At 62.8% G+C, this 21,662-nt stretch carries 19 protein-coding genes and 3 pseudogenes; 17 read left to right on the forward strand and 5 right to left on the reverse strand.

Annotated elements, in window-relative coordinates:
* The 3 genes and pseudogenes from ASU23_RS34860 to ASU23_RS12480 form a co-directional block, all read left to right on the forward strand.
* Nucleotides 1-161: pseudogene (locus ASU23_RS34860) on the forward strand (cation-transporting P-type ATPase); the annotation flags it as partial.
* 56 nt (nt 162-217) lie between these two features.
* Nucleotides 218-535 (forward strand): annotated as a pseudogene (locus tag ASU23_RS34865) (DUF3703 domain-containing protein); the annotation flags it as partial.
* Nucleotides 536-632: 97 nt separating this feature from the next.
* A complete protein-coding gene (locus tag ASU23_RS12480; RefSeq protein WP_234552760.1) occupies nt 633-968 on the forward strand; it encodes an alkylmercury lyase in 336 nt (111 codons plus the stop codon).
* A 364-nt stretch (nt 969-1,332) separates the two neighbouring features.
* Here the strand turns inward: ASU23_RS12480 and ASU23_RS12485 are convergent, their stop codons facing one another.
* Nucleotides 1,333-1,698 carry a DUF4229 domain-containing protein gene (locus ASU23_RS12485; RefSeq protein ID WP_019747393.1) on the reverse strand — a complete coding sequence of 122 codons (366 nt, stop codon included), beginning with the start codon at nt 1,696-1,698 and terminating at the stop codon, nt 1,333-1,335.
* A 128-nt stretch (nt 1,699-1,826) separates the two neighbouring features.
* Between ASU23_RS12485 and ASU23_RS12490 the strand changes: the two genes are divergently transcribed.
* The 5 genes from ASU23_RS12490 to lnt all read left to right on the forward strand — a co-directional run bounded on the left by ASU23_RS12490 (nt 1,827) and on the right by lnt (nt 6,946).
* Nucleotides 1,827-2,465 carry a TlpA disulfide reductase family protein gene (locus tag ASU23_RS12490; protein WP_003944602.1) on the forward strand — a complete coding sequence of 213 codons (639 nt, stop codon included), beginning with the start codon at nt 1,827-1,829 and terminating at the stop codon, nt 2,463-2,465.
* Nucleotides 2,462-3,106: a TlpA disulfide reductase family protein gene (locus ASU23_RS12495; protein WP_003944594.1), complete on the forward strand. Its 645-nt coding sequence runs from the start codon at nt 2,462-2,464 to the stop codon at nt 3,104-3,106. Before ASU23_RS12490 ends, ASU23_RS12495 begins: the two co-directional genes overlap by 4 nt.
* Entirely contained in the window at nt 3,103-3,909 is an 807-nt protein-coding gene (locus ASU23_RS12500; RefSeq protein WP_020971555.1) for a cytochrome c biogenesis CcdA family protein, read from the forward strand. Before ASU23_RS12495 ends, ASU23_RS12500 begins: the two co-directional genes overlap by 4 nt.
* Before the next feature lie 101 nt (nt 3,910-4,010).
* Nucleotides 4,011-5,537: a cytochrome c biogenesis protein ResB gene (locus tag ASU23_RS12505; protein WP_020971556.1), complete on the forward strand. Its 1,527-nt coding sequence runs from the start codon at nt 4,011-4,013 to the stop codon at nt 5,535-5,537.
* Nucleotides 5,534-6,946, forward strand: a complete 1,413-nt coding sequence (lnt, locus tag ASU23_RS12510) for an apolipoprotein N-acyltransferase (protein WP_020971557.1) — start codon at nt 5,534-5,536, stop codon at nt 6,944-6,946. Before ASU23_RS12505 ends, lnt begins: the two co-directional genes overlap by 4 nt.
* Before the next feature lie 43 nt (nt 6,947-6,989).
* Here lnt and ASU23_RS12515 read toward each other — a convergent pair whose 3' ends face one another.
* Nucleotides 6,990-7,871, reverse strand: coding sequence for a metalloregulator ArsR/SmtB family transcription factor (locus tag ASU23_RS12515; protein ID WP_058038029.1), 882 nt, complete (start codon nt 7,869-7,871; stop codon nt 6,990-6,992).
* Nucleotides 7,872-7,970: 99 nt separating this feature from the next.
* Here ASU23_RS12515 and ASU23_RS12520 point away from each other — a divergent pair, with 99 nt between their 5' ends.
* From ASU23_RS12520 to ASU23_RS12530, 3 genes are read left to right on the forward strand one after another with little or no spacing between them, the layout of a single operon-like run.
* Complete coding sequence (locus ASU23_RS12520; RefSeq protein WP_058038025.1) at nt 7,971-9,323, forward strand: NAD(P)-binding domain-containing protein; 1,353 nt, start codon at nt 7,971-7,973, stop codon at nt 9,321-9,323.
* Nucleotides 9,324-9,333: 10 nt separating this feature from the next.
* Complete coding sequence (locus tag ASU23_RS12525; RefSeq protein WP_058038026.1) at nt 9,334-10,572, forward strand: MFS transporter; 1,239 nt, start codon at nt 9,334-9,336, stop codon at nt 10,570-10,572.
* 17 nt (nt 10,573-10,589) lie between these two features.
* Entirely contained in the window at nt 10,590-11,660 is a 1,071-nt protein-coding gene (locus ASU23_RS12530) for an NAD(P)/FAD-dependent oxidoreductase (protein WP_058038027.1), read from the forward strand.
* Nucleotides 11,661-12,094: 434 nt separating this feature from the next.
* On the opposite strand, the gene ASU23_RS12535 is transcribed toward ASU23_RS12530, so the two are convergent.
* Both ASU23_RS12535 and ASU23_RS12540 read right to left on the reverse strand, forming a co-directional pair.
* Complete coding sequence (locus ASU23_RS12535; RefSeq protein WP_054186552.1) at nt 12,095-12,601, reverse strand: hypothetical protein; 507 nt, start codon at nt 12,599-12,601, stop codon at nt 12,095-12,097.
* Nucleotides 12,602-13,338: 737 nt separating this feature from the next.
* A complete protein-coding gene (locus tag ASU23_RS12540) occupies nt 13,339-14,796 on the reverse strand; it encodes a DHA2 family efflux MFS transporter permease subunit (RefSeq protein ID WP_054186551.1) in 1,458 nt (485 codons plus the stop codon).
* Nucleotides 14,797-14,873: 77 nt separating this feature from the next.
* Here ASU23_RS12540 and ASU23_RS12545 point away from each other — a divergent pair, with 77 nt between their 5' ends.
* From ASU23_RS12545 to ASU23_RS12565, 6 genes are all read left to right on the forward strand, one after another.
* Nucleotides 14,874-15,485, forward strand: coding sequence for a TetR/AcrR family transcriptional regulator (locus tag ASU23_RS12545; RefSeq protein WP_054186550.1), 612 nt, complete (start codon nt 14,874-14,876; stop codon nt 15,483-15,485).
* Nucleotides 15,486-15,905: 420 nt separating this feature from the next.
* Complete coding sequence (locus tag ASU23_RS34870) at nt 15,906-16,313, forward strand: four-helix bundle copper-binding protein (protein ID WP_082661398.1); 408 nt, start codon at nt 15,906-15,908, stop codon at nt 16,311-16,313.
* A 398-nt stretch (nt 16,314-16,711) separates the two neighbouring features.
* On the forward strand, nt 16,712-17,131 hold the full coding sequence (locus ASU23_RS12550) for a hypothetical protein (RefSeq protein ID WP_082661399.1): 420 nt from the start codon (nt 16,712-16,714) through the stop codon (nt 17,129-17,131).
* Between the two features lie 102 nt (nt 17,132-17,233).
* The gene (locus tag ASU23_RS12555) at nt 17,234-18,349 is read left to right on the forward strand and encodes a PLP-dependent cysteine synthase family protein (RefSeq protein WP_054186548.1); all 1,116 of its coding nucleotides are present in this window, start codon (nt 17,234-17,236) and stop codon (nt 18,347-18,349) included.
* Nucleotides 18,346-19,635: an MFS transporter gene (locus ASU23_RS12560; protein ID WP_054186547.1), complete on the forward strand. Its 1,290-nt coding sequence runs from the start codon at nt 18,346-18,348 to the stop codon at nt 19,633-19,635. The genes ASU23_RS12555 and ASU23_RS12560 overlap by 4 nt, the downstream gene beginning before the upstream one ends.
* Nucleotides 19,636-20,192: 557 nt before the next feature.
* Nucleotides 20,193-20,885 carry a TVP38/TMEM64 family protein gene (locus tag ASU23_RS12565; protein WP_054186546.1) on the forward strand — a complete coding sequence of 231 codons (693 nt, stop codon included), beginning with the start codon at nt 20,193-20,195 and terminating at the stop codon, nt 20,883-20,885.
* Here ASU23_RS12565 and ASU23_RS12570 read toward each other — a convergent pair.
* A pseudogene (locus ASU23_RS12570) lies at nt 20,882-21,662 on the reverse strand (Fe-S oxidoreductase); the annotation flags it as partial. The gene ASU23_RS12565 and the pseudogene ASU23_RS12570 overlap by 4 nt on opposite strands.

Here is a 21,662-nt window from a genome sequence, read left to right on the forward strand (position 1 = left end):
ACCGCCCGACGGCAATGGTCGGGGACGGTGTCAACGACGCCCCCGCCCTGGCCACCGCCGACTTGGGCATTGCCATGGGCGCGATGGGTTCCGACGTGGCCATCGAGACCGCCGATGTTGCTCTGATGGGCGAAGACCTGCAGCACCTGCCGCCGGCTCTGCATCCGATGAACCGAATGCTCGCACAATTGCGCAGTGTCTACACGAAGCGCATCGCTTGCACGACCGACACAGCGCCGTCGCGTTTGGGCCCGCAAAGAGGACCGCAGCCGGCCGCACCAGCGATGACACCCAGCGTTGGCATCACCTCGAACGCACACATGTCCTCTCCCAGCCCTGTCCATGGCCACACAAACCACCTCGCCATGCTCCCCTGGCCTTACATCAGCGTGACTGCCGCGAAGCCGTCGGGCAGGTTCTTCGCATCATCGTCGTCGCCGCCCCGGGATCCGCACTGGGCCGCTATCCGGAGGGCAACACCGAACGAACTCGTGCCGGTCTTATGACACCGATGCCGATACCTGACGATCTTGCCGAGAAAATGCAGACCTACCAGTCCTGGGTTTCGTTTACCGCGAGCTGTCCTGCACTGCCGCATACTCGAAACCACACGCCGACGGAGGAACACCATGATGCACCTTGAAATTTTGCAAGTCCCGGACTGCCCGAACGTGCAGCTCCTCGAACAACGGATCGAGCACGTTCTCGCGGAGGAGTCCATCGATTGGGAACTGCGCCACGTAATCGTCGACGATCCTCGATCCGCAAGGCTTGCGGGCATGACCGGATCGCCGACGTTGCTCGTCGACGGCCGCGATCCGTTTGCCGAACCGGACCAGGTCCCCAACGTGTCATGCAGGCTCTATCGAGATTCCACGGGCGAGGTCGGTGGCGCTCCTACCGTTGCTGCACTGAGGGGTGCGTTCGGTATGGCTGCGCCCACAGCTGATGTAGAGGGCGATGAGTGAAAGTATCGGCCACCCACCGGTGGTCCCAACAGGGTCGTCTCCAGCAGCAGCCCCGGGGTTCCTCACAAGGGCGAGCTGACTCAACGGTCCTCCGTACTGCGCCTGCTCGAGTCTCGTCCGCCTGATCCCGCAGCTTGTACCGATTCCGAAACTCGAGACCACCACGGATACCGCCGACTCCGCACCTGATCCCGTCACCTGACATCTTCATCCCAATGCCAATCAATGCATGATCGCGCGCCCTCGGCATCACCCAGGAAGGCAGCTTTGAGCGGTCATACGTCCAAAAAAGACAGGTTGTGGCACCGATGCTGGGCATTTTCGTTACTGGAGCTTTCACGCGCACCTAACCGGAGGGAACCCTTCACCGGGTACGCATTGCACGCCGTTTTTCATCTACGACCATCACTTCTTCATTGATCCGGCGGCGCAATGACCGGAACGCGATCGCAGAGATGGCGAATCCGAGCAGCACCGCCCCGAACAGTGCTAACACACCGGGGATTTCGAGTTCGAGTATGGCGTTGATTCCCATGATGATCACTGCGAGGCCGGCGATTAGGGCGAGTCGAACCGCGGTGTAGTACATCACCAGACGCACGAGCTTTGACCGTGCTACACGGTTGATCCGCGCCACGCGCGTCTGCGGTGCTTGATGGGCACCCAGTGCCGCAATTTCTGGGCTGACTGGTGGATTGATACGGCCCTTCGGAGCGGACTGGCGTTTCACGATGCTCGATTCTCGGGTTCGGATCCCGCCTCTGGTTGGCGGGGACGACAGAACGAACCATATGTCTACTATGCACAATAGTAGTTCAGTGTTGTCCCGGTTCACCGCACCACGCTTGGAGGAAGTGCATGCAGGCACAGTCTCGGTGGTTCCTGCTCTTCCTGGTTGTGATCGGTCTTCTCGTCGTGGCGATCTGGCCTCGATCAACGTCAACCGAGACCCATTCCTCGACCCGGCCTCAAGTGCCTCCGGCCGCCCAGGCAGATGAAGATCGCGTCGACTCGGGGTTTTCCTCGAAGTCCGCGGCAGCAGCGGTTCCCTGTCCTGTGGCCCCGGCAGTACCGCCCGCAGGAGGAGAACTCCTGGGAATCAAAGCGACGTGTCTTGGCGAGAATACTGTGGTCGACCTCGGTGCAGCGCTGTCCGGGGAGCCGACCCTGATCAACCTCTGGGCCTCGTGGTGCGGGCCGTGCCGATCGGAAATCCCGGTCCTGAATGACTATGCAGGTACTCCGGGCTCCATCCGAGTAGTCGGGATCAACGTCCAGGACGACATGTCCACAGCACTAGCGCTTCTCACCGCTGCAGGCGTGCACTATCCCTCGTTCGCTGCGGTCGACGACATCGGAATTGCGCTATCGGCGCCGCCAGTTCTGCCGCTGAGCTTTCTCGTCCAACAAGACGGGTCCGTCGAACAGATTACAACCCCCATGGTTTTCGAAAACACTGACCAAATACGCTCCGCTGTAAGTGAGTTGATGAAATGAATGCCCCCGCACTCCCTCGCAAATCGAGACAACGCGTACTCGGAAAACCGACCCGCATCCTCCCACTGGTCGCTATTCTCACTGCGATCGTCGTCGCCGCGAGTGGATGTGCAACCGGCACCGATGCAGTCGCTTCGGGTGCGAATTTCGATTTCGTGTCACCGGGAGGACAAACCGATATTTTGTACGACCCGCCCGAATCGCGAAACATGATCGGTGTATTGGCCGGACCTGACCTCATGGCCGACGGTAGCGATATTTCACTCACTGATTACGCCGGTCAGGTCGTCGTGATCAATCTGTGGGGGCAATGGTGCGCCCCGTGCCGGTCCGAGGCCGACGATCTCGAGCGCGCGTACGAAGCAACCGAAAGTCTCGGTGTTCAGTTTCTCGGGATCAACGTTCGAGATCCTCAACGAGACAAGGCCCAGGACTTCGTCGTCGACAACAACGTCAGCTACCCCTCGATCTACGACCCGTCGATGAGAACTTTGACAGCGCTCGGCGGAAACTATCCGACAAGCGTGATTCCCTCCACCTTGGTGTTGGATCGCAGACAGCGCGTCGCCGCTGTGTTTCTTCGCGCACTTCTCACCGAGGATCTGCAACCGGTCATCGAGCGCGTGGCGGCCGAGCGGTGAACGAACTCGCCCAAGGTGTCGGCTCCAGCTTCCAGACCGCCGCCTCGAGCGGCCCGTTACTGCTCGCCGTAGCAGCGTGCATTCTTGCCGGTCTGGTGTCTTTCGCATCGCCGTGTGTGGTGCCGCTCGTTCCCGGATATCTGTCGTATCTGGCCGGCATTTCGGGAGCTGATTCTCCGGCAGCGATCCCCGGCGGCGAGAATGCACAGCCCACAGGCAGATGGCGGGTTACCGGCGCGGCAACCATGTTCGTTGCCGGATTCACGGTGGTGTTCGTGCTCGCCACCGCGTCGGTGTTCGGCGTGATCGGCACCCTGCGCATCAACGAAGACCTGCTCCAACGGGTGGGTGGTGTGATCACCATCGTGATGGGGTTGACCTTCATCGGCTTCATTCCGGCCTTGCAAAAAGACACACGGTTCGCCCCGCGGCGTATCTCCTCCCTTGCCGGCGCGCCCTTGTTGGGGGGCGTGTTCGCGTTGGGCTGGACACCATGTCTCGGCCCCACTCTCGCCGGAGTTATTTCGGTGGCGGCCGGAACTGAAGGCACGACAGCAGCGCGAGGCGTGATACTGATTGTCGCCTACTGTCTGGGATTGGGACTGCCGTTCATCGTGCTTGCGTTCGGGTCGGCGAAAGCACTCCGCGGCGTCGGATGGCTCAAACGCCATTCACGGACGATCCAGATTGTCGGCGGAATAATGCTCGTCGCTGTCGGGCTCGCACTGGTCACCGGCGTGTGGGGCATGTTCATCGGCTGGTTACGCAACGAATTCGTCAGTTCGGTCGTGCTGCCGATATGACAGATAACGCCACCGCGGGAGGTCGCATCCGCCACCTCTCGACACTGATTATCCGAGAAAGCATTCGACTACTGCGCCAAAATTGGCGCAGGTTGACGTCGATGAGTACCGCGCTCGTGCTCCTGTTCCTCCTGGCGCTCGCAGCACTTCCCGGCGCTATGTTGCCTCAGCGAAATCTCAACGTACAGAAAGTTTCCCAGTACATCGCGGCGCAGCCAACCCTCGGCCCGCTGTTCGACAAGCTGGAGTTGTTCGACGTCTTTTCCAGCTTCTGGTTCACTGCGATCTACGTCCTGCTGTTTCTCTCTCTCATCGGCTGTCTTGTTCCACGCCTGCAGGCGCATCTCGGCGCGCTTCGGAGCCAACCTGTACGAGCACCTCGGAATCTGTCCAGGTTGCCGCACCATTTCCACGGCGTAGTTGACATCTCGCATGACGAGGCCCTCACCAGAGTGCGGCAGTCGCTCAAGGGCTGGCGGGTAGCCGTCAGGTCCGAAAAGGATTCCGAGGTATCGGTTTCCGCGGAAAAGGGGTATCTGCGTGAGGCCGGGAATCTGGTGTTCCACTTCTCGCTGATCGGGTTGCTCGTCACCGTCGCGATCGGCAAGTTGGTGGGGTACGAGGGTTCGGTGATCGTCATTGCCGACGGCGGCCCCGGTTTCTGTAATACGTCACCTGCCGTGTACGACTCGTTTCGATCCGGAAATGCAACTGACGGAACGGGTCTCGCGCCTTTCTGCATCAAGGTCAACGACTTTTCCGCAGACTATCTCGATACCGGTCAGGCCGAAATGTTCACCTCCAACATTTCGTACCAGAGCGGGCAGGATATCGCGACCAATACCTGGAAAGACTATCGTCTTCGGGTCAACGAACCGCTGCGTACCGACGGTGCCCGTGTCTATCTGACCGGTCATGGGTACGCGCCGCAGTTCACCGTCACTTTTCCTGACGGACAGTCCCGTACCGAGACGATGCAGTTTCAACCGGACGATGCGGTCACGTTCCTGAGCAGTGGGGCGTTGCGGTTCGATCCGCCAGGTGGATCGTTTCCGAATCCGGACGAGCGCCGGAAGAATCAGATCGCCATCGAGGGACTCTTCGCGCCGACCGCTTCCTTCAGCGGGACGCTTCTGACTTCGTCGTTTCCCGATGCGCGTGACCCTGCGGTCGCGATCGACATCTACAAGGGCGATACGGGTCTGGACACCGGCATCCCGCAATCGATCTTCTCGTTGAACAAGGAAATGATCAACCAAGGAAGGCTGGTCAAACAAGATCGTGTGAACCTCCGCCCTGGAGAGACGCGGACTCTCACCGATGGAACACAGGTTCGGTTCGACGGCGCCAAGGAATTCGCCAATCTGCAGGTGTCGTACGACCCTGTGCAACAGTGGGTTCTCGTCTTTGCGATCACGATGATGCTCGGACTTCTGATCTCGCTCGTGATCAGGAGGCGGCGAGTGTGGATCCGCCTACGCCCGGGGACGGGACCGGAGCAGGCTGATCTCGAACTCGGTGGACTCGCGCGGACCGATCATGCCGGCTGGGGCGGCGAATTCGACGATCTCTGTGAGAAATTGTTGACTGACCAGCGCAGTTCTCCTTCTACGAGAGCGGGCCTGTGAGGGTCCTTTCGGTCGACCGTGCGATCACTGCCGACAGTGAATTAGATGCATGCCTGAAGAGTGGTCGCCCCAAACGGCACCACGGTGGGATCGCTTTGCGTCTCGCTCTTTCGGTGGGCGCTGGGTGGCTGCTGTTTCTCAGCTTTCCGCCGCGCACGCTGTGGTTTCTCGCCCCTGTAGCCATCGCCCTGCTGACCGTCGTTCTCCAGGGGCGCAGTCTCCGTGCGGGTTTCGGATTCGGCTATGCCGCGGGACTGGGATTCTTCGTTCCCTTGCTGCCATGGGTCGGAGCGTACGTGGGTGCAACGCCTTGGTTGGCGTTGGCGGCGATTGAAGCGCTCGCGTTCGGAGTGTTCGGCGTACTGGCGGTGGCCGTCGGCCACGCTCCGCTTTCCCCGGTGTGGATTGCGGGTGCATGGGTCACCGCAGAAGCACTTCGTAGCCGAGTTCCGTTCGGCGGTTTCCCGTGGGGGCGTTTGGCCTTCGGGCAGGCAGACGGCCCGCTGCTGCCGTTGGCTTCGATCGCGGGGGCGCCAGGTCTTTCCTTCGTGACTGCACTGATCGGAACACTCATCGCCTGGTCACTGGCTGGGCCCTTGAATGTTCGATGGCAAGCATTGGCGAAAGGTGGCGCTTGCATCGTCCTCATCTTTGTGAGTGCATTGGTGACCGGTTCTCCCGGTGCCGCCCCTGACGAGGTCGTCACTGCGACCGTCGTTCAGGGCAACGTGCCGCGACTCGGCCTCGATTTCAACGCCCAACGCCGAGCTGTGCTCGACAATCATGTTGCCCGCACCGAACAACTCGCAGCTGAGGTCACAGCGGGCCGAGCAGCCCGGCCACGACTTGTCATCTGGCCCGAAAACGCTTCGGATATAGATCCTTTGACGAATCGGGATGCGGCGGATCGACTGGACCGAGCAGCCCGTTCTATCGGCGCCCCGATCCTGGTCGGTACGGTCCTGCAGGGCGAGCCAGGAACATCGATCAACAGTGTCATGGTCTGGGATCCTGCCGAGGGTCCCGGTCAGCAACACATCAAGCGGCAGCTTGTGCCCTTCGGGGAGTATCTGCCGCTCCGATCGATCGTTAGTGCGGTGTCGTCATATGCCGATTCTGCGGGCAATTTCGTTGCCGGGAACGGGAATGGCGTCGTCGACCTCAACGGAATTCAGGTAGCTGTTGCCACGTGTTACGAGGTGGCTTTCGATGATCTGGTGACCGAGTCGGTCAGAGCGGGAGCCACGGTTATCGCGGTTCCCAGCAACAATGCGACCTTCGGCCGAACGGAGATGACATACCAACAGTTGGCGATGACAAGGCCAGCGGAAATCACCTCTCAGCGGACTCAACTTTGCAATCCTCGATACTCGCACCAAGCGCTGCTTCGAGTCGCTGATCGCACATGACGGATCGGTTGCCGAAACGACCTTCGATTGACTGTTCAGAAAATCAGGAATGCGTGGAAGTCCGGCGTTCGAGAAGAACGGTGTCGCGCCAGATGCCGTCGAGTTGGGCGATCTTTTCCCGGATCCCGATGGTGCGAAAACCTGCCGAATGGTGCAGCGAGACGGAGGCGCGGTTTTCGGGGAAGATCGACGTCTGCAGCGTCCAGAGTCCGTCTGCGTCCGCTGCCATGACTTGCTTGCGTAGCAACGCTTTTCCGACACCTCGTCCGCGCATCCCGTCGGCGACATAGACGGAATTCTCGGCGACTCCGCGGTAGCAGTCCCTCCCGGACACCGGACTCAGGGCAGCCCAGCCGACGACGACATCGTCGATGGTGGCGACCCAGCGATGATTCGGCAGCCACTGCGCATCGAGATACTCCCGGCTGGGGACTTCGGTGGTGAAGGTGGCGTTGCGCGTGGCGATGCCTTCGCCGTAGATCCGCAGGATCGCGTCCCAGTCGTCATCGGACATGGACCGGACGGCGACATCGTCAGGAAGATCGCTCGGGCAGCACGGCCGCGGCGCGCGAACTCCCATCACGATGTCGGCGGCCTGCGGCAACGCGACGCAGCACGTCGGATTCATCGCGACAACGGTGCTGGTTCCCTCTTTGCGCAGGCTGACGAATCCCACGTCGGCGAGCTTGCGCACATGGTGGGAGACCGTGGGCTGTCCGATCCCCAATGCCTCGGCGAGAGCCCCGATTGTGATTCCGCCGGCAGCGCTCGCGACGCGGTGCAGCAGCCGCACCCGCATCGGTTCGGCCAGGCACGCGAACCACTGGGCGTAGGTGTCGGCGTCAGCTTGCTCGAGCACGTTCGAGTCGACCGCACCTGGGTCCGAATCGCCGACGCGCACCGTCGGGGTCTGCAGCGATGTCATGCACACACTATATCGACCTTCGTCGATGGTTGCATTCATCGACTGATATCGATACAGTTCGAATTAAAGATCGATCATTGTCGATGAAAGGAATGTGTGATGACCGAACTACCCGTTGTCGTGATCGGAGCCGGACCGATCGGCCTCGCCGCCGCCGCGCAACTGCGCGAACGAGGACTCACGCCGCTGGTGTTCGAGCGCGGCGCCGTCGCCGGCGCGGCGATCGCCGAATGGAATCACGTCCGCCTCTTCTCCCGCTGGTCCGAACTCGTCGATCCCGCCGCGCAGTGTCTGCTCGAGCAGACCGGGTGGAGCGCCCCCGACGGAGATGCGTACCCGACCGGACAGCAGTGGCGACAGCTCTACCTCGAACCCCTCGCCGCCGCCCTCGGTGATGCCGTGCAGTTCGACACCGAGGTGGTCGGCGTCGCCCGACGTGGCCGCGACCTGGTCGTCGACGCCGGCCGCGAGACCGAACCTCTCTCCATCCACCTGCGCCGCCCCGACGGCAGCGAGGACCGCGTCTTCGCCCAGGCCGTCGTCGATGCGTCCGGCACCTGGGGCACCCCGAACCCGCTCGGTGGGGAGGGACTGCCCGCCCTCGGCGAGAGGGCTGCCGGATCTGCGATCACCTACCGTGTGCCCGATCTCGACGACGAGGCAGTTCGTGCTCGGTTCGCCGGGAAGCACACTGTCATCGCAGGTAGCGGCCATTCCGCATTGACCGCGATCGTCGCGTTGGCCGGACTCGCGGCAGAAGCCCCCGGTACGCGGATCATGTGGGCGGTTCGCCGCGGCGCTATCGGTTCCGCGTTCGGCGGCGGCGAATCGGACGAGCTGCCCGCCCGCGGCGCACTCGGACTCCGTGCGAAGAAGGCTGTCGACGAGGGGCTTCTCACCGTGGTCACCGGTTTCCGCACCGCAGCTGTCGAATCCGCCGACAGGGGTCAGCTCGCTCTGGTGTCCGATGCCGGCGCCCGGATCGAGAACGTCGACAACGTCGTCACCTTGACCGGATTCCGCCCCGACTTGTCGTGGCTGTCGGAAATCCGACTGGGCCTGGACCCTGTGCTGCAGGCCCCGACGCAGTTGGCGCCGTTGATCGACCCGAACGTCCACTCCTGCGGCACAGTCTATCCGCACGGCGCGAAAGAACTTCGCCACCCCGAACCCGGCGTGTACCTGGCGGGGATGAAGAGCTACGGCCGTGCGCCGACGTTCCTGGCGATGACCGGTTACGAGCAGGTTCGCAGCATCGCCGCCGAACTTGCCGGCGATCACGAGGCCGCTGCTCGGGTGGAGTTGATCCTCCCGGAAACCGGAGTCTGCGGCGGCGCAGGTGTTTTCGACGAACCCGACACCGCGGAATCCGAGGGCGGCTGCTGCGCGGCACCGGCTCCGGAGCTGATCTCGCTGTCCAGCCCCTCGGGCAGTTCCAACTCCTGCGGATAAGGCACAGCCGATGACGACCATCGAGGATCCGCCGCAGCGCCCCGTCAGCCTCGACCCGTCGGGGCTGCGGCGGGTCCTGGTGGCGCTGTGTCTGACCGAAATCACCAGCTGGGGAATCCTGTACTACGCGTTTCCTGTTCTGTCGGTAGCCATTTCCCGCGATACCGGATGGTCGACCTCGGTGATCGTGGCGGCGTTCTCGGTCAGCCAACTCGTCGCCGCCGTCGTCGGCATCCCTGTCGGACGGATCCTCGATCGCCACGGGCCCCGCTGGATCATGACCGCCGGATCTGTACTCGCTGTACCCGCACTGGTGGTCATCGCGACAGCTCACACCCTCCCTCTGTTTTTCGCGGGGTGGGTGTTCGCCGGTGTTGCGATGGGCGCGGTGCTGTATCCACCGGCATTCGCGGCCCTGACCCGCTGGTACGGCGACAACTACGTCAAAGCACTGATGATTCTCACCCTCGCTGCGGGTCTGGCCAGCACGGTGTTCGCGCCACTGTCTGTCGCTCTGGCCGATCGTTTCGATTGGCGCACAACCTACCTGGTGCTCGCCGCCGTACTGGCTGTGATCACCATCCCCGGACATATCTGGGGGTTGCGGGGCGGGTGGCCCGACCCGATCCGGCTGCCCCATGCGCAGCCCGGCGACTATCGCCGCACCTCCCGCAGCCTTGCCTTTCTTGCTCTGATCGTCGCCCTCGCTGCAGCCGCCTTCGCCGCATCCGCCGGCGTCTTCAACCTCGTACCGCTGCTGATCGAACGCGGTTTCAGTCCCAGCCTCGCCGCACTCACGCTCGGGTTGGGCGGCGCCGGTCAGGTCATCGGCCGCATCTTCTACCTACCTCTTGCAGCGAAGACCAGTGTCCGCGTGCGCACGGTATCGGTCATCGTCGTTGCCGCCCTCAGCACCGCGTGGTTAGGTCTGGCAAGCTCGGCGGCGGCGTTGATCGGCATCGCCGTCGGGGCCGGACTGGTCCGCGGCATCTTCACGTTGATCCAGGCCACCGCCATCACCGACCGCTGGGGCGGCGAACACTACGGGCGACTCAACGGGCTGATGTCCGCACCGATTGTCATCGTCATGGCCCTGGCGCCGTGGGCAGGCACCGTGCTTTCCACCTGGACCGGAAGCTACGCCCACGCGTATCTCGTACTCGGAGCGATCGCACTGGTCGGCGCCGTGATCAGCGCAGCAACCATCCCCACCCTCCGCGCCACCACAACGATTCCGATCACTTCCTGACCGAAAGAGAAACTCTCATGACGCACTACGACGCAATCGTCGTCGGGGGCGGTCAGTCCGGCCTGGCCGCAGCCCACCATCTGCGCCGCCAGCGGCTCGACACCGCGATTATCGAAGCTGGTAGCGAACCCGTCGGCTCCTGGCCGCAGTACTACGACAGCCTCACCCTGTTTTCACCAGCAAAGTACAGCTCCCTCCCAGGTTTACCGTTCGGCGGCGACGGTGACCGCTATCCCGGCCGCGACGAAGTCGTCGACTATCTCCGCCGCTACGCGAAGACTCTCGATGCGGACATCCACGTCAACGAACGAGCCGACACCGTCACCACCAGCGGCGGCCAGTTCACCGTCCGGACCGACAGCGGACCCGCCTACACCGCACCTCGAATCATCGCCGCCACAGGAGGATTCGGCACTCCACACATTCCCGCGCTGAAGGGACTCGATGCCTTCACCGGGACTGTTGTGCACGCCGCCGACTACCACGAACCCACCACCTACACGGGGCAGAACGTCATCGTCGTCGGCGCAGGGAACTCGGCAGTACAGATCGCTGCCGAGCTCGCCGAAACAGCCGATGTGATCCTGGCCAGCCGAAACCCCGTGACATTCGCCCCGCAACGACCCCTACGCCGCGACATGCACTTCTGGTTCAAGTACACCGGAATCGACACCCTCCCGATCGGGCATCTTCTCACGCGCCCACCGACGTCGCCGGTGTTCGACACCGGCCGCTACCGCGCCGCGCTCACCGCCGGCACACCACAACGCCGCGCCATGTTCACCAAACTCGAAGGAAACCAAGCCTTCTGGCCCGACGACACCACAACAACCGTCGACGCGGTCATCCTCGCCACCGGATACACACCCAACCTGAACTACCTCACAGAACTCGAGGCACTCACCGACACCGGCCATCCCCGCCACAAGAAAGGCCTGTCCACCACCCACCCAGGACTCGGATACGTGGGACTGGAATGGCAACGAAGCCTCTCGTCCGCATCCCTACGCGGGGTAGGCCGCGATGCTCACTACGTCATCCGACGACTCACACCTGCTGACGTCGCTCGGTTGCATCCAAACGAATAATGCCCGGCCTGAGCTTCGGTTGGCATAGCGACCGCACACGGCCTGACCTCCTGTTAACCGGTTCCCGTCCCATTGAACAGTGTGGACCCGACTTCCGCTTCTCTCGCCATGTGGTGATCTCTGTGGATGCGTCGACAGGCGTGGAGAAGGGTGTGCGATCAACAGTGTCCTCGGCGGACTCCTCCGATGCCGCATCGACGATCACTTCACCTCCAGGAAAACAACGAATCGTCAGAGGAAGGAAACAGTGATCCCGCGCCAGGGTTTTAGTGCCTCGACGGCGACCGCCCGAATCCGGATGGTGCGTGTTTGGGGGATGCTCGTCGAGCCCTTCGGACGCGCGGTCCGCATCGTTCCCGTCCGATACCGGCGTATCCGGAAACGCGGCTGCGACTGACACCCATAGAGTCAGCCGCTACCGGTTTCCTACGAAGTTAGCTGCCGAATCCGCCGAACAGATCGAGGAGATCGTCGAGACCGAAGTCAGCGCTGCCGCCACCCGCAGTGGCCGAAGTGACGGTGACCCGCACCGAGGGAATCGGGTCCTGGTAGTCGACATCGCCCTCCTCCTTGCACTTGGTGCGCACCTGGTACTCGCCGTCAGGGAAAACGGCCGATGTTCCGACGCCCGCTGCATTGGTCAAAATCTGACCGGCGACCATCGTCGAACCCGTTACAAGGAAGCTCTGGCCGACTTTGGTGGTGGAGTCGAGAACCGTTGCATCCGACCGGTACACGGTGCCTTCGCACTTGACGAAGGGTTTGGTGGTGGTCAATCCGGTGATCGAGGTGGTGATGGTGCCGGCGCCGGCGTTCGCGCTCACGGTCGCCGATCCGGTGACCGCTGCGGAACCGATCGCGGGGTTGGCGAGCAGCGCGAGCGCGGAGAATCCGGCGATGACGCCGGCGCCGGCGAGGCGCCGCTTGGTGGAAGTAGCCACGAGAATGATGTCCTTGTCGTTGGTCGCCGGGCCCCCGCCCGCGGCACATGTGAACCTGATGCCTTCCCGTGCGCGAGAGTCCGGATATCGGATCGACCACGCGAGAAAGGCTACCCTTTGTGAGGGTGGGCTAATTGAAGACTGTGACTGCCCTGAAAGTCAACGAATGTGTCGGTCGCCACTTTCGGGGTGCACCAGCCTGCTGCGACTGGAATCGTCCCGGACGTCGCAGCATCGAGGCACTCACAATGACGGAAACAGCCCCCTCGGATTGGAAGCGCCGCCCGATAATCGGCCGCATCGTCTACCTACCACTCGCAACGAAGACCAGTGTGCGAGTACGCACAATGATCGTTATCGCTGTCGTCGGTCTGACACCGCATGGCTGGGACTCGCGAACTCGGTGGCGGCGTTGATCGGCATCGCCATCGGCGCCGGACTGGTCCGCGGCATCTTCACCCTGATCCAGGTCACCGCTACTATCACCGACCGCTGAGGCGGCGAACACTGCGGGCGGCTCAACGGGCTCATGTCTGCACCAATCGTCATCGTCGTGACCTCGGACCGTGGGTTGGTACCGTGCTCTCCACCTGGTCCGGGAGCTACGCCCACGCGGATGGAAGCACGTTCTTGATCGATTGTGCGGTGCTGTCGTGCAGTGTGGTTGCCAGTGGGTTGGCAGGGCCGGTGTCGCGACGCGGACCCGGCGATTGGCCTCTGGAGGAGAGTGATGACGTCTACACAACTCGCCGGTTTGGTCGGGCTGCCGATGGTTTGAGAGTGATGGCAGCTACGACCGCCCCGGCAAAAGCGGTGATGGCGGCGATACCGAACCCGAAACTCCAGCCGGCTGCCATGGCCGTGATTGGGACGTTCCCATCGGCGACGAGTTGAGCAGTTCTTGCAGCGCTGACCGTGGTGAGGACGGCGAGACCGATAGCACCGCCGAGCTGCTGGCCTGCATTGAACAGCGCCGAGGCGATCCCACCATCGGCTGGATCCGTGCCAGAGACTGCCGCCGCGGTCAGCGGCGCGAAGGCCAAACCCAAACCGAGCCCAGCCAGTACCACCCCTGGCAACACAGTGCCCAAGTAACCGGCGGCGGGTCCGATGCTCATCAGTAGAGCGACACCGAAGGCAACAAGTAGCGAACCACCGGCAGCGAGGCGGTGCGGACGAACCGATGCGAGGGGCCCTCCAGCCAGTCGTGCCGCGATCGCGATGGCGACAGTCATCGGCAGGAACGCCAACCCGACCTTCACAGGGTTGTAGCCGAGAACAGTGGCCAGGAAGATGCTGAGGAAGTAGAACAAGGCATAGATCGCGACGCCGAAGATCAAACCGGTCACATCCGCTCCCAACACGGTTCGGTTTCGCAAAAGTCGCAACGGCACCAGCGGATCGCTCCGACGGGCTTGCAACAATCCGAATGCCGCCAGAAGCACGAACGCCGTCCCCAGTGCTACCAAGGCTTCCGTCGAGACCCATCCCGTGTCGGTCGTCCGGACCAAGCCATACACCAGTGCTATCAAGCCGCCGGTCACCGTGAGCGCGCCTGCCACGTCGATCCGGCCGGCTCGATCCCCCTCCCCTGCCGGCAAGACAACGATTGCCACCCCGGCAGCGGTGATCGCGACCGGGACGTTGATCCAGAACACCCACGACCACGACAACACCTGAGTCAGGACTCCCCCCAGGATCAGACCGAGCGCGGTACCTCCAGCGGTGACACCGGCCCACACTCCCAAGGCCACCGTCCGCTCCCGGCCCGCCGGAAAAACTCTCATCAACAACGCCAGCGCTGCCGGCGCCATCACGGCAGCGCCGATTCCTTGTACTGCCCGGGCAGCGACCAGCAGCGCGGCTGTCTCGGCGCAGCCACCCACGAACGAGGCACCGGCAAATGCCAATGCACCGATGACCAGCATCCGACGGTGCCCGAACCGGTCGGCCAGACGGCCACCGAGCAGCAATAACCCACCAAACGCGAGCGTGTAGGCGGTGATCACCCACTGAAGGTCCTGAAGCGAGAAACCCACGTCGTCACGAATTGCCGACAGCGCCACGTTCACGATGGTCGCGTCGACCACGATCAGTAGTTGACTGCCCGCCAACACTGCCAACGCCCAAAGTCCACGCTTTCGATCCGGGACCGCTGGTTGCGGCGGCGGAGTCGCACTCGCTGTACCGGTCATCAGCAACCTTCCGATCGTTTCACTCAACGACCGTAGAGCGAAAGGCAGTTTCAGTCAACACCCGTAGAGTTAACGACATGGTGAAGGAAAAGCCCGAGAAGATTTCACGCGCCGAGCGCAAAGAACACACTGCAGCAAAAATCCTGTCGGCGGCCCGCAGACAGTTCGCCGAGCACGGCTTCGACCGCACCACGATCCGGGCCATCGCTACAGATGCCGGGATCGACCCGGCACTGGTGATGCAGCTACACAGCAACAAAGAGCAACTATTCGCCGCAGCAGCACAGGCCGACGTCGACCTGCACAGCTTGATCGAGGCGCCTATCGCCGATCTTCCCGAAGCTGCTGCGGCACACCTATTCTCAGGATTCGAAGACCCATCACAGCGAGACAGCTCAGAGGCGCTACTGCGCAGCTGCCTGACCCATCCCCTCGCTGGACAGGTTTTGCGCGATCAGGTCCTGGCGCCGGCTCAAGCGACCGTCGCAACGACGATCGGCGGTGACGACGCTGAGCTGCGGGCAGCGGTGCTCAACGCCTGCACACTGGGAGTCACTATTGCTCGGTATCTGTTGAAAGTCCCAGCCATGGCCCAAGCCGACCAAAGCGATCTTGAGCGAATCCTCCGACCGGCCCTCAGCGCACTGACCGAGACACACCCAGCCCCCCAAGGGGCACGACCCGCCTAACGGCACCTGCACGTCCCGACTGACATCGAATACCGGTATTCATCGCCAGATCAAACAGAACCCATACTCAAGGCGGTCAGCCACGGGTCGTGCAGTCGCCGTGATATCTCACCAGATCGAGAGGCATCGAGTCGCCGTTGCCGCAGGAATTGAGGCCTAAAACGCGTGCCCGCGCGAGGTCGGCGAATAGACTCGCAATGTTACTCACGCGTGCCGTTTTCAATGTGGTAGCGCCCCGCGTGCGCCACCTTGCGGCGGTTTACCGAATGTGAAGCAACTGACTATCTAATCTATTGCTACTACCCCGAATCCTGTCAATCACAGTTTGTCCGTACGTGGTAACGGGTAAACGGTGACCTGTATCAGCAGAATTTCGAATGGCACATCCTGCAGGCGCGCACTCTAAAGAGGGGAGTCATCGTGAGTACCACCTCATCCATGCTCGACACCTACCCACTGGATCTTGGAGGTATCGACCGTTCTAAATTGGTCGCCTGCATCGACTTGTGTACTGATTGTTCGCAAGCATGCACGGCGTGCGCCGACGCGTGTTTGAGCGAGACTGCCGTTGCCGATCTCACAAAATGCATCCGCACCAATCTCGATTGTGCTGACATCTGTCAGACAACCGGACGTGTGCTCTCACGCCACACCGGATCCGACGAAAGTCTCACACGCACGGTCCTCGAAACCTGCGCGGCGGCTTGCAAGGCCTGCGGCGCCGAATGCGTCAAACACGGGTCGATGCACGAGCACTGTGACATCTGCGCCAAAGCATGCCATCGTTGTGAGCATGCCTGCCGCGAGTTAATTTCCACGCTTGGTTGACGTCCACGCGCACCCGAATACCTCCCCAGACTCACGTGCGCAGAATGGTTCAACAGGCACTCCATGCCGGATTGCCCAGCCGTTGTGGGTGGCAAGGCACGGGCATAAGCACCATCCCCAAGAAGCGCGGGTGGCGCCAACCCGCCAGAACGGTCCTCGAAAATGAGGCATCGGGACTCATCTTCAGCTCTACCGATGCCTTGCGAGTCATCGGCTTCTTGGAACGACAGACAGCGGTAGTTCATCTGGATTCGGCTAGAGTCACACAGAAGTGACCTGAAACATGTGACGCCAGCGAAAAGAGTTGCTGGCCAAAATATTTCAACACTAGATAGAGTTCATGCCGTTTCCCGACGAGACCGTGCACCGATTCCCGCTGCTACAGTCGTGAAACCGTGATGGCATCTGCGATACGTACCCCGCATTCGCGGACCGTACTCGCGCTCGCCGCTACCCTCTATTTGCTCGCTCAGACAATTGCCCAGTGCGGGATCTCCCTGATGCACGCCCACGATGAGGGCATCGACCTCCACATCACGTCCGCCACCTCATCACTGACCGCGGAAACGGCTCCCGACCACGCGCACATCGACAACGGATCGACACACGTAGCGCACGAGGCGCACACCGTCGTCGCCATGCCCCGATCCGACAATCCACTCCGCCCGCTGACCGTCGCCGCGATCGTTGCGATGACCCTGGCTGTGGTGCTGGTGGCGATATCGGCTCCGCGCGCTCCGCGGGCCCCGCCGGATCTATCCATTCCTATCCGGCACGGCCGGATCCTCTTGAACGAACTCTGTATCAACAGGTGCTGATCAGCAGCCCGCAGGCCATCGAGGACTTCTCCTCATGGCCCAGCTCGTGCTGCCCTCACTCACCTACTGCCCCGTCGCAGTCATATACAGGGATTACTCATCATGAACACTGTTGTTCCCTCCACACTCGTTCCACCGTCCGCCGCCGCCCACCTGCTGACCACCGCTCACCGTTACCCACATCCGAGCACCATGGTCGGCAACACCCCCGTTCTGTGGATCAGTGAACCGTTCGCCGACCACGGCCGCGGCTTCTGGGCGAAACTCGAAGGCAGCAACCCTGGTGGGATGAAAGACCGCCCCGCGCTGCACATGGTCGAGAAGGCGAAGGCACGCGGCGACCTCGCTCCCGGCGCGATGATCATCGAATCCACCAGTGGAACCTTGGGCCTGGGCCTTGCCTTGGCCGGGATCACCCATCACCATCCCGTCACCCTCGTCACCGACCCCGGTCTGGAACCGATCGTGCACCGGATGCTCGCCGCCTACGGCGCCCACGTCGAATTGGTCACCGCACCGCACCCCACCGGCGGCTGGCAGCAAGCCCGGCGCGAGAAGGTCCGTGAACTTCTCGATGCACATCCGAGGTCATGGTGCCCGGACCAATACACCAACCCGGACAACATCGAGGCGTACGAACCACTCGCTCATGAACTCATGGCCCAGCTCGGCCACATTGACACCCTGGTTTGCTCTGTAGGTACCGGCGGACATTCCGCTGGTATCGCCCGAGTGCTTCGCCGGTTCTGTCCAGATCTGAAACTGGTTGGCGTCGACACCGTCGGATCGACGATTTTCGGACAACCAGCCAGCACCCGGCTCATGCGCGGACTGGGTTCGAGTATCTATCCCGACAATATCGACTACGCTGCCTTCGACGAAGTGCACTGGGTGGCCCCCCAGGAAGCCGTGTGGTCCTGCCGCACCCTGGCGTCCACCCATCACGCCAGCGGCGGCTGGAGCGTGGGTGCTGTCGCTCTGACCGCCGGCTGGATCGCTCGCACCAGCCCACCGGAGGCCCGGGTTGCGGCTGTCTTCCCTGACGGACCGCAGCGCTACTTCGACACCATCTACAACGACGATTACTGCGCCGAGCACGGTTTATCGGACGTGAACCCTCCGGCCGATCCGGCGACCATCGACCACCCCGCCGACCAGATCGTGAAGTCCTGGACCCGGTGTGCCACCGTGGTCGACCCCACAGAGAGCGTTTCATGAAGAACCTTCTGACCCAATTCCGCAGCTTCGACCGGCCGGCTCAGGTGTTGATGGTCAACCAGTTCTCCATCAACGTAGGTTTCTACATGCTGATGCCTTATCTGGCCGGCTACCTGGCCGGCCCATTGGGCCTGGCGGCGTGGGCTGTCGGTCTGGTTCTGGGCATGCGAAACTTCTCCCAGCAGGGGATGTTCCTGCTCGGGGGCACGCTCGCGGACCGCCTCGGCTACAAACCCCTGATCGTCGCCGGCTGCCTGCTGCGGGTCGCCGGTTTCGTGCTGCTCGCGGCGGTGGAATCGCTGCCGGCGATTCTGCTCGCGTCGGCCGCCACCGGGTTCGCCGGTGCGCTGTTCAATCCGGCGGTGCGGGCATATCTGGCCGCCGACGCGGGGCCACGGCGGGTCGAGGCGTTCGCGGTGTTCAACGTGTTCTATCAGGCCGGGATTCTGCTGGGCCCATTGATCGGTCTCGCTCTGACCACCCTCGATTTCCGGGTCACCTCGCTGGTAGCGGCCGCGGTCTTCGCCGTGCTGACAATCGTGCAGATCTGGGCGTTACCTGCCCACAGGTCGAAGACAACCGCAGCCAAGACCTCGGTCCTCGAGGACTGGCGACTTGTGATAAGGAATCGGCCCTTCGTGCTGTTCGCGCTGGCGATGATCGGATCCTATGTCCTCTCGTTCCAAATTTATCTGGCGCTGCCGCTGCAGGCGGCGGTTGTGGTCGGCGACGACCGCTCCGACACCGCCTTGGTGACCTCGCTGTTCGTGGTCTCGGGCGTGGTGGCGATCGCCGGACAATTGCGGATAACATCCTGGTTCTCCGGAAAGTGGGGCTCAGGACGAAGCCTGGTCGTCGGCATCACGATCATGGCGATGGCATTCCTGCCCCTGATCGTGCTGCCCAGTCCAGAAACTCTCGGGGGATGGGCTGCCGCCAGCGCCTTGGTGCTCACCGCTGCGTTGTTGGCGGTCGGCACCGCCGCCGTGTTTCCATTCGAGATGGATACGGTGGTCGCACTCTCGGGCGGCAAGCTCGTGGCCACCCATTACGGCTTCTACAACACCGTTATCGGGATAGGCATCCTGCTCGGCAATTTAGGTACCGGCGCTGTCTTCGGATTCCTCAGTGAAGCAGGTCTGGGCGCGCTGATCTGGGTGGCGCTATCTGTTGTCGGGGCGGTGTGTGTGATCGCCCTGTATCTGCTCGACCGGTCCGCCCGGCTCTCCCCTTCGCCGCTCAAGACCACGGTGACCGAAACCGATGAGGTACCGGCCCCCAGCTAGTCTCCGGGGCCTCGATGTAGTGAGGTCGCAATCCCGCCCAAGTACGCAGTTTCGAGTGGGTGGGGTTCTGGCAAACACCGGTACTCTGCGCTCGACCAGGAGTTGTGCATGATCAGACGAGTTCCCTGTCCCATCCGACTGTCCCCGAGATATCGACAAGGGCGGCGCAAAGGTCGTCGACGCCCGAGCCTTCGACGACGAGATGCGCTGACTGAAATCTGGCTGACTCGCGAGGGTTTGTCTCACACTGAACTGGGTAACGTCCTCCCGACCGAATCGACCAGCTGTCGGCGTGGTGTCGCACTGCGCAATGACAAGGGTGGGAGGCGGAGGCCACCCAGTGCGCCATCGCCTCCACAACCCGTTCGCCCCAACGACGGGATTCTCGCCCCACAAACCGGCACCGTTGTCTCCGCCTCAGATCTGGATGCAATTCGGTCGGGCGTCTACCCCCGATCGGCGTGGAAGATACTGCGCAGCGAGATGATTGCCTCAACGCAAAGACGAATGCGCGTTCCTACGCCAGATCCCCGCGCCGCGGTACCCGGCGAAGACCTATGATCCTGCGCAATGCACGATTCCTCGTTACCGTGGCGGTCCTCGCGGTGCTGGCAGTGGCCGCCGCCCTCGCCCCCCGCCCGTCGATCTCCGTGGTGCGGGACTGGGCGGAGTCGGTGGGTCCAGCGTTCGTATTGGTGTTCTTTCTGGTCCAGTCGGTGCTGACAATCGCTCCGGTGCCGCGAACGGTGTTCACCGTCAGCGCCGGGCTGTTGTTCGGTCCCACTGGCGGAGTCGCCGTCGCGATCGGCGCCACAACTGTCAGCGCTGTGCTGGCGTTCCTGCTGGTGCGGGCGCTTGGTCGCACGGTGGTACAAGCGCGGATGACGCACCCCGCGGTGAAGGCCATCGATGCCCGACTGGCCAAACGAGGGTGGCTCGCAGTCGGGTCCCTGCGACTCATCGCCCCGGCACCGTTCGCCCTGGTCAACTATTGCTCCGCACTCTCGGCGGTGCGCTTACTGCCCTACACCGCGGCTACGGTGGTGGGGATTCTGCCTGGCACTGTCGCAGCAGTGTTGCTCGGTGACGCATTGTCCGGGGGGGCGAACCCTGTCCTGATGGTCGTGACGTTGATAGGAATAGCGGTCGGGCTTGCGGGATTGCTGGTAGACGCCCGCCTGCCCGTATCGCGGGCCAGGCACTCCCAAGAGTCGGTCGAAACAGAGCCACACGAGCGGCAAATCCGTTAGGACCAGTCGCCGCCTTCGACTTCGGCAGCTGGCGGAGCCTCTGCAGGTGCAGCAGGTGCAGCGGCAGGTGCTTCAGAAGCAGGGGCTGTCTTCGCGCCAGGAGCCTTGGCGGCGCCCTTCATCTGCAGTCCCTTGCCGTCGGGAGCCTTGGCTCCGCCCGCAAGACCGAGCCCCTTGGGCTTTGCCACAGGTGTGGCCGGTGCAGCAGGTGCAGCGGCAGGTGCTTCAGAAGCAGGGGCTGTCTTCGCGCCAGGAGCCTTGGCGGCGCCCTTCATCTGCAGTCCCTTGCCGCCGGGAGCCTTGGCTCCGCCCGCAAGACCGAGCCCCTTGGGCTTTGCCACAGGTGTGGCCGGTGCAGCAGCTTCGGCAGCGGGAGCCGCCTTCTTGGCGCCGGGAGCCTTTGCCCCGCCGGCCATTCCGAGGCCCTTGCCTGGTGCCTTGGCGCCGGGAGCTTTTGCGCCTGGTGCTTTGGCGAGGCCCTTCATGGCCAGACCCTTGCCTGCCGGTGCAGCCTTGGCTTCCGGAGTCGCGGCGGCTTCCTCGACTTCGGCGACCCGATCCTGCTCGACAGTCTCAGCCTTTGCCTCAGCAGCGACCGGGGCCTTCTCACGCGGGATCACCTTGATGTTCTCGCCGAGCTGTGCGGGATCGAGGCGGGTGACGGAGTTCAGCATCAGCTGCGCGACGTCGACGACCTCGACGCCTTCGCCCTGGCCTTGCTCCTGGCGGGCAGTGACGCCGTCGGTGAGCATGACGCGGCAGAACGGGCAACCCGTG

This window comes from Rhodococcus sp. KB6, from assembly GCF_001445685.1.
In the GTDB taxonomy this organism is placed as follows: domain Bacteria; phylum Actinomycetota; class Actinomycetes; order Mycobacteriales; family Mycobacteriaceae; genus Rhodococcus_F; species Rhodococcus_F qingshengii.

Bases quoted from the DNA above. Each gene is read 5' to 3' on its own strand.
- ASU23_RS12480 (WP_234552760.1), top strand. From the start codon at position 633: ATGCACCTTGAAATTTTGCAAGTCCCGGACTGCCCGAACGTGCAGCTC.
- ASU23_RS12490 (WP_003944602.1), top strand. From the start codon at position 1,827: ATGCAGGCACAGTCTCGGTGGTTCCTGCTCTTCCTGGTTGTGATCGGT.
- ASU23_RS12495 (WP_003944594.1), top strand. From the start codon at position 2,462: ATGAATGCCCCCGCACTCCCTCGCAAATCGAGACAACGCGTACTCGGA.
- ASU23_RS12505 (WP_020971556.1), top strand. From the start codon at position 4,011: ATGAGTACCGCGCTCGTGCTCCTGTTCCTCCTGGCGCTCGCAGCACTT.
- ASU23_RS12515 (WP_058038029.1), bottom strand. From the start codon at position 7,871: ATGACATCGCTGCAGACCCCGACGGTGCGCGTCGGCGATTCGGACCCA.
- ASU23_RS12520 (WP_058038025.1), top strand. From the start codon at position 7,971: ATGACCGAACTACCCGTTGTCGTGATCGGAGCCGGACCGATCGGCCTC.
- ASU23_RS12525 (WP_058038026.1), top strand. From the start codon at position 9,334: ATGACGACCATCGAGGATCCGCCGCAGCGCCCCGTCAGCCTCGACCCG.
- ASU23_RS12530 (WP_058038027.1), top strand. From the start codon at position 10,590: ATGACGCACTACGACGCAATCGTCGTCGGGGGCGGTCAGTCCGGCCTG.
- ASU23_RS12540 (WP_054186551.1), bottom strand. From the start codon at position 14,796: ATGACCGGTACAGCGAGTGCGACTCCGCCGCCGCAACCAGCGGTCCCG.
- ASU23_RS12545 (WP_054186550.1), top strand. From the start codon at position 14,874: ATGGTGAAGGAAAAGCCCGAGAAGATTTCACGCGCCGAGCGCAAAGAA.
- ASU23_RS12550 (WP_082661399.1), top strand. From the start codon at position 16,712: ATGGCATCTGCGATACGTACCCCGCATTCGCGGACCGTACTCGCGCTC.
- ASU23_RS12555 (WP_054186548.1), top strand. From the start codon at position 17,234: ATGAACACTGTTGTTCCCTCCACACTCGTTCCACCGTCCGCCGCCGCC.
- ASU23_RS12560 (WP_054186547.1), top strand. From the start codon at position 18,346: ATGAAGAACCTTCTGACCCAATTCCGCAGCTTCGACCGGCCGGCTCAG.
- ASU23_RS12565 (WP_054186546.1), top strand. From the start codon at position 20,193: ATGATCCTGCGCAATGCACGATTCCTCGTTACCGTGGCGGTCCTCGCG.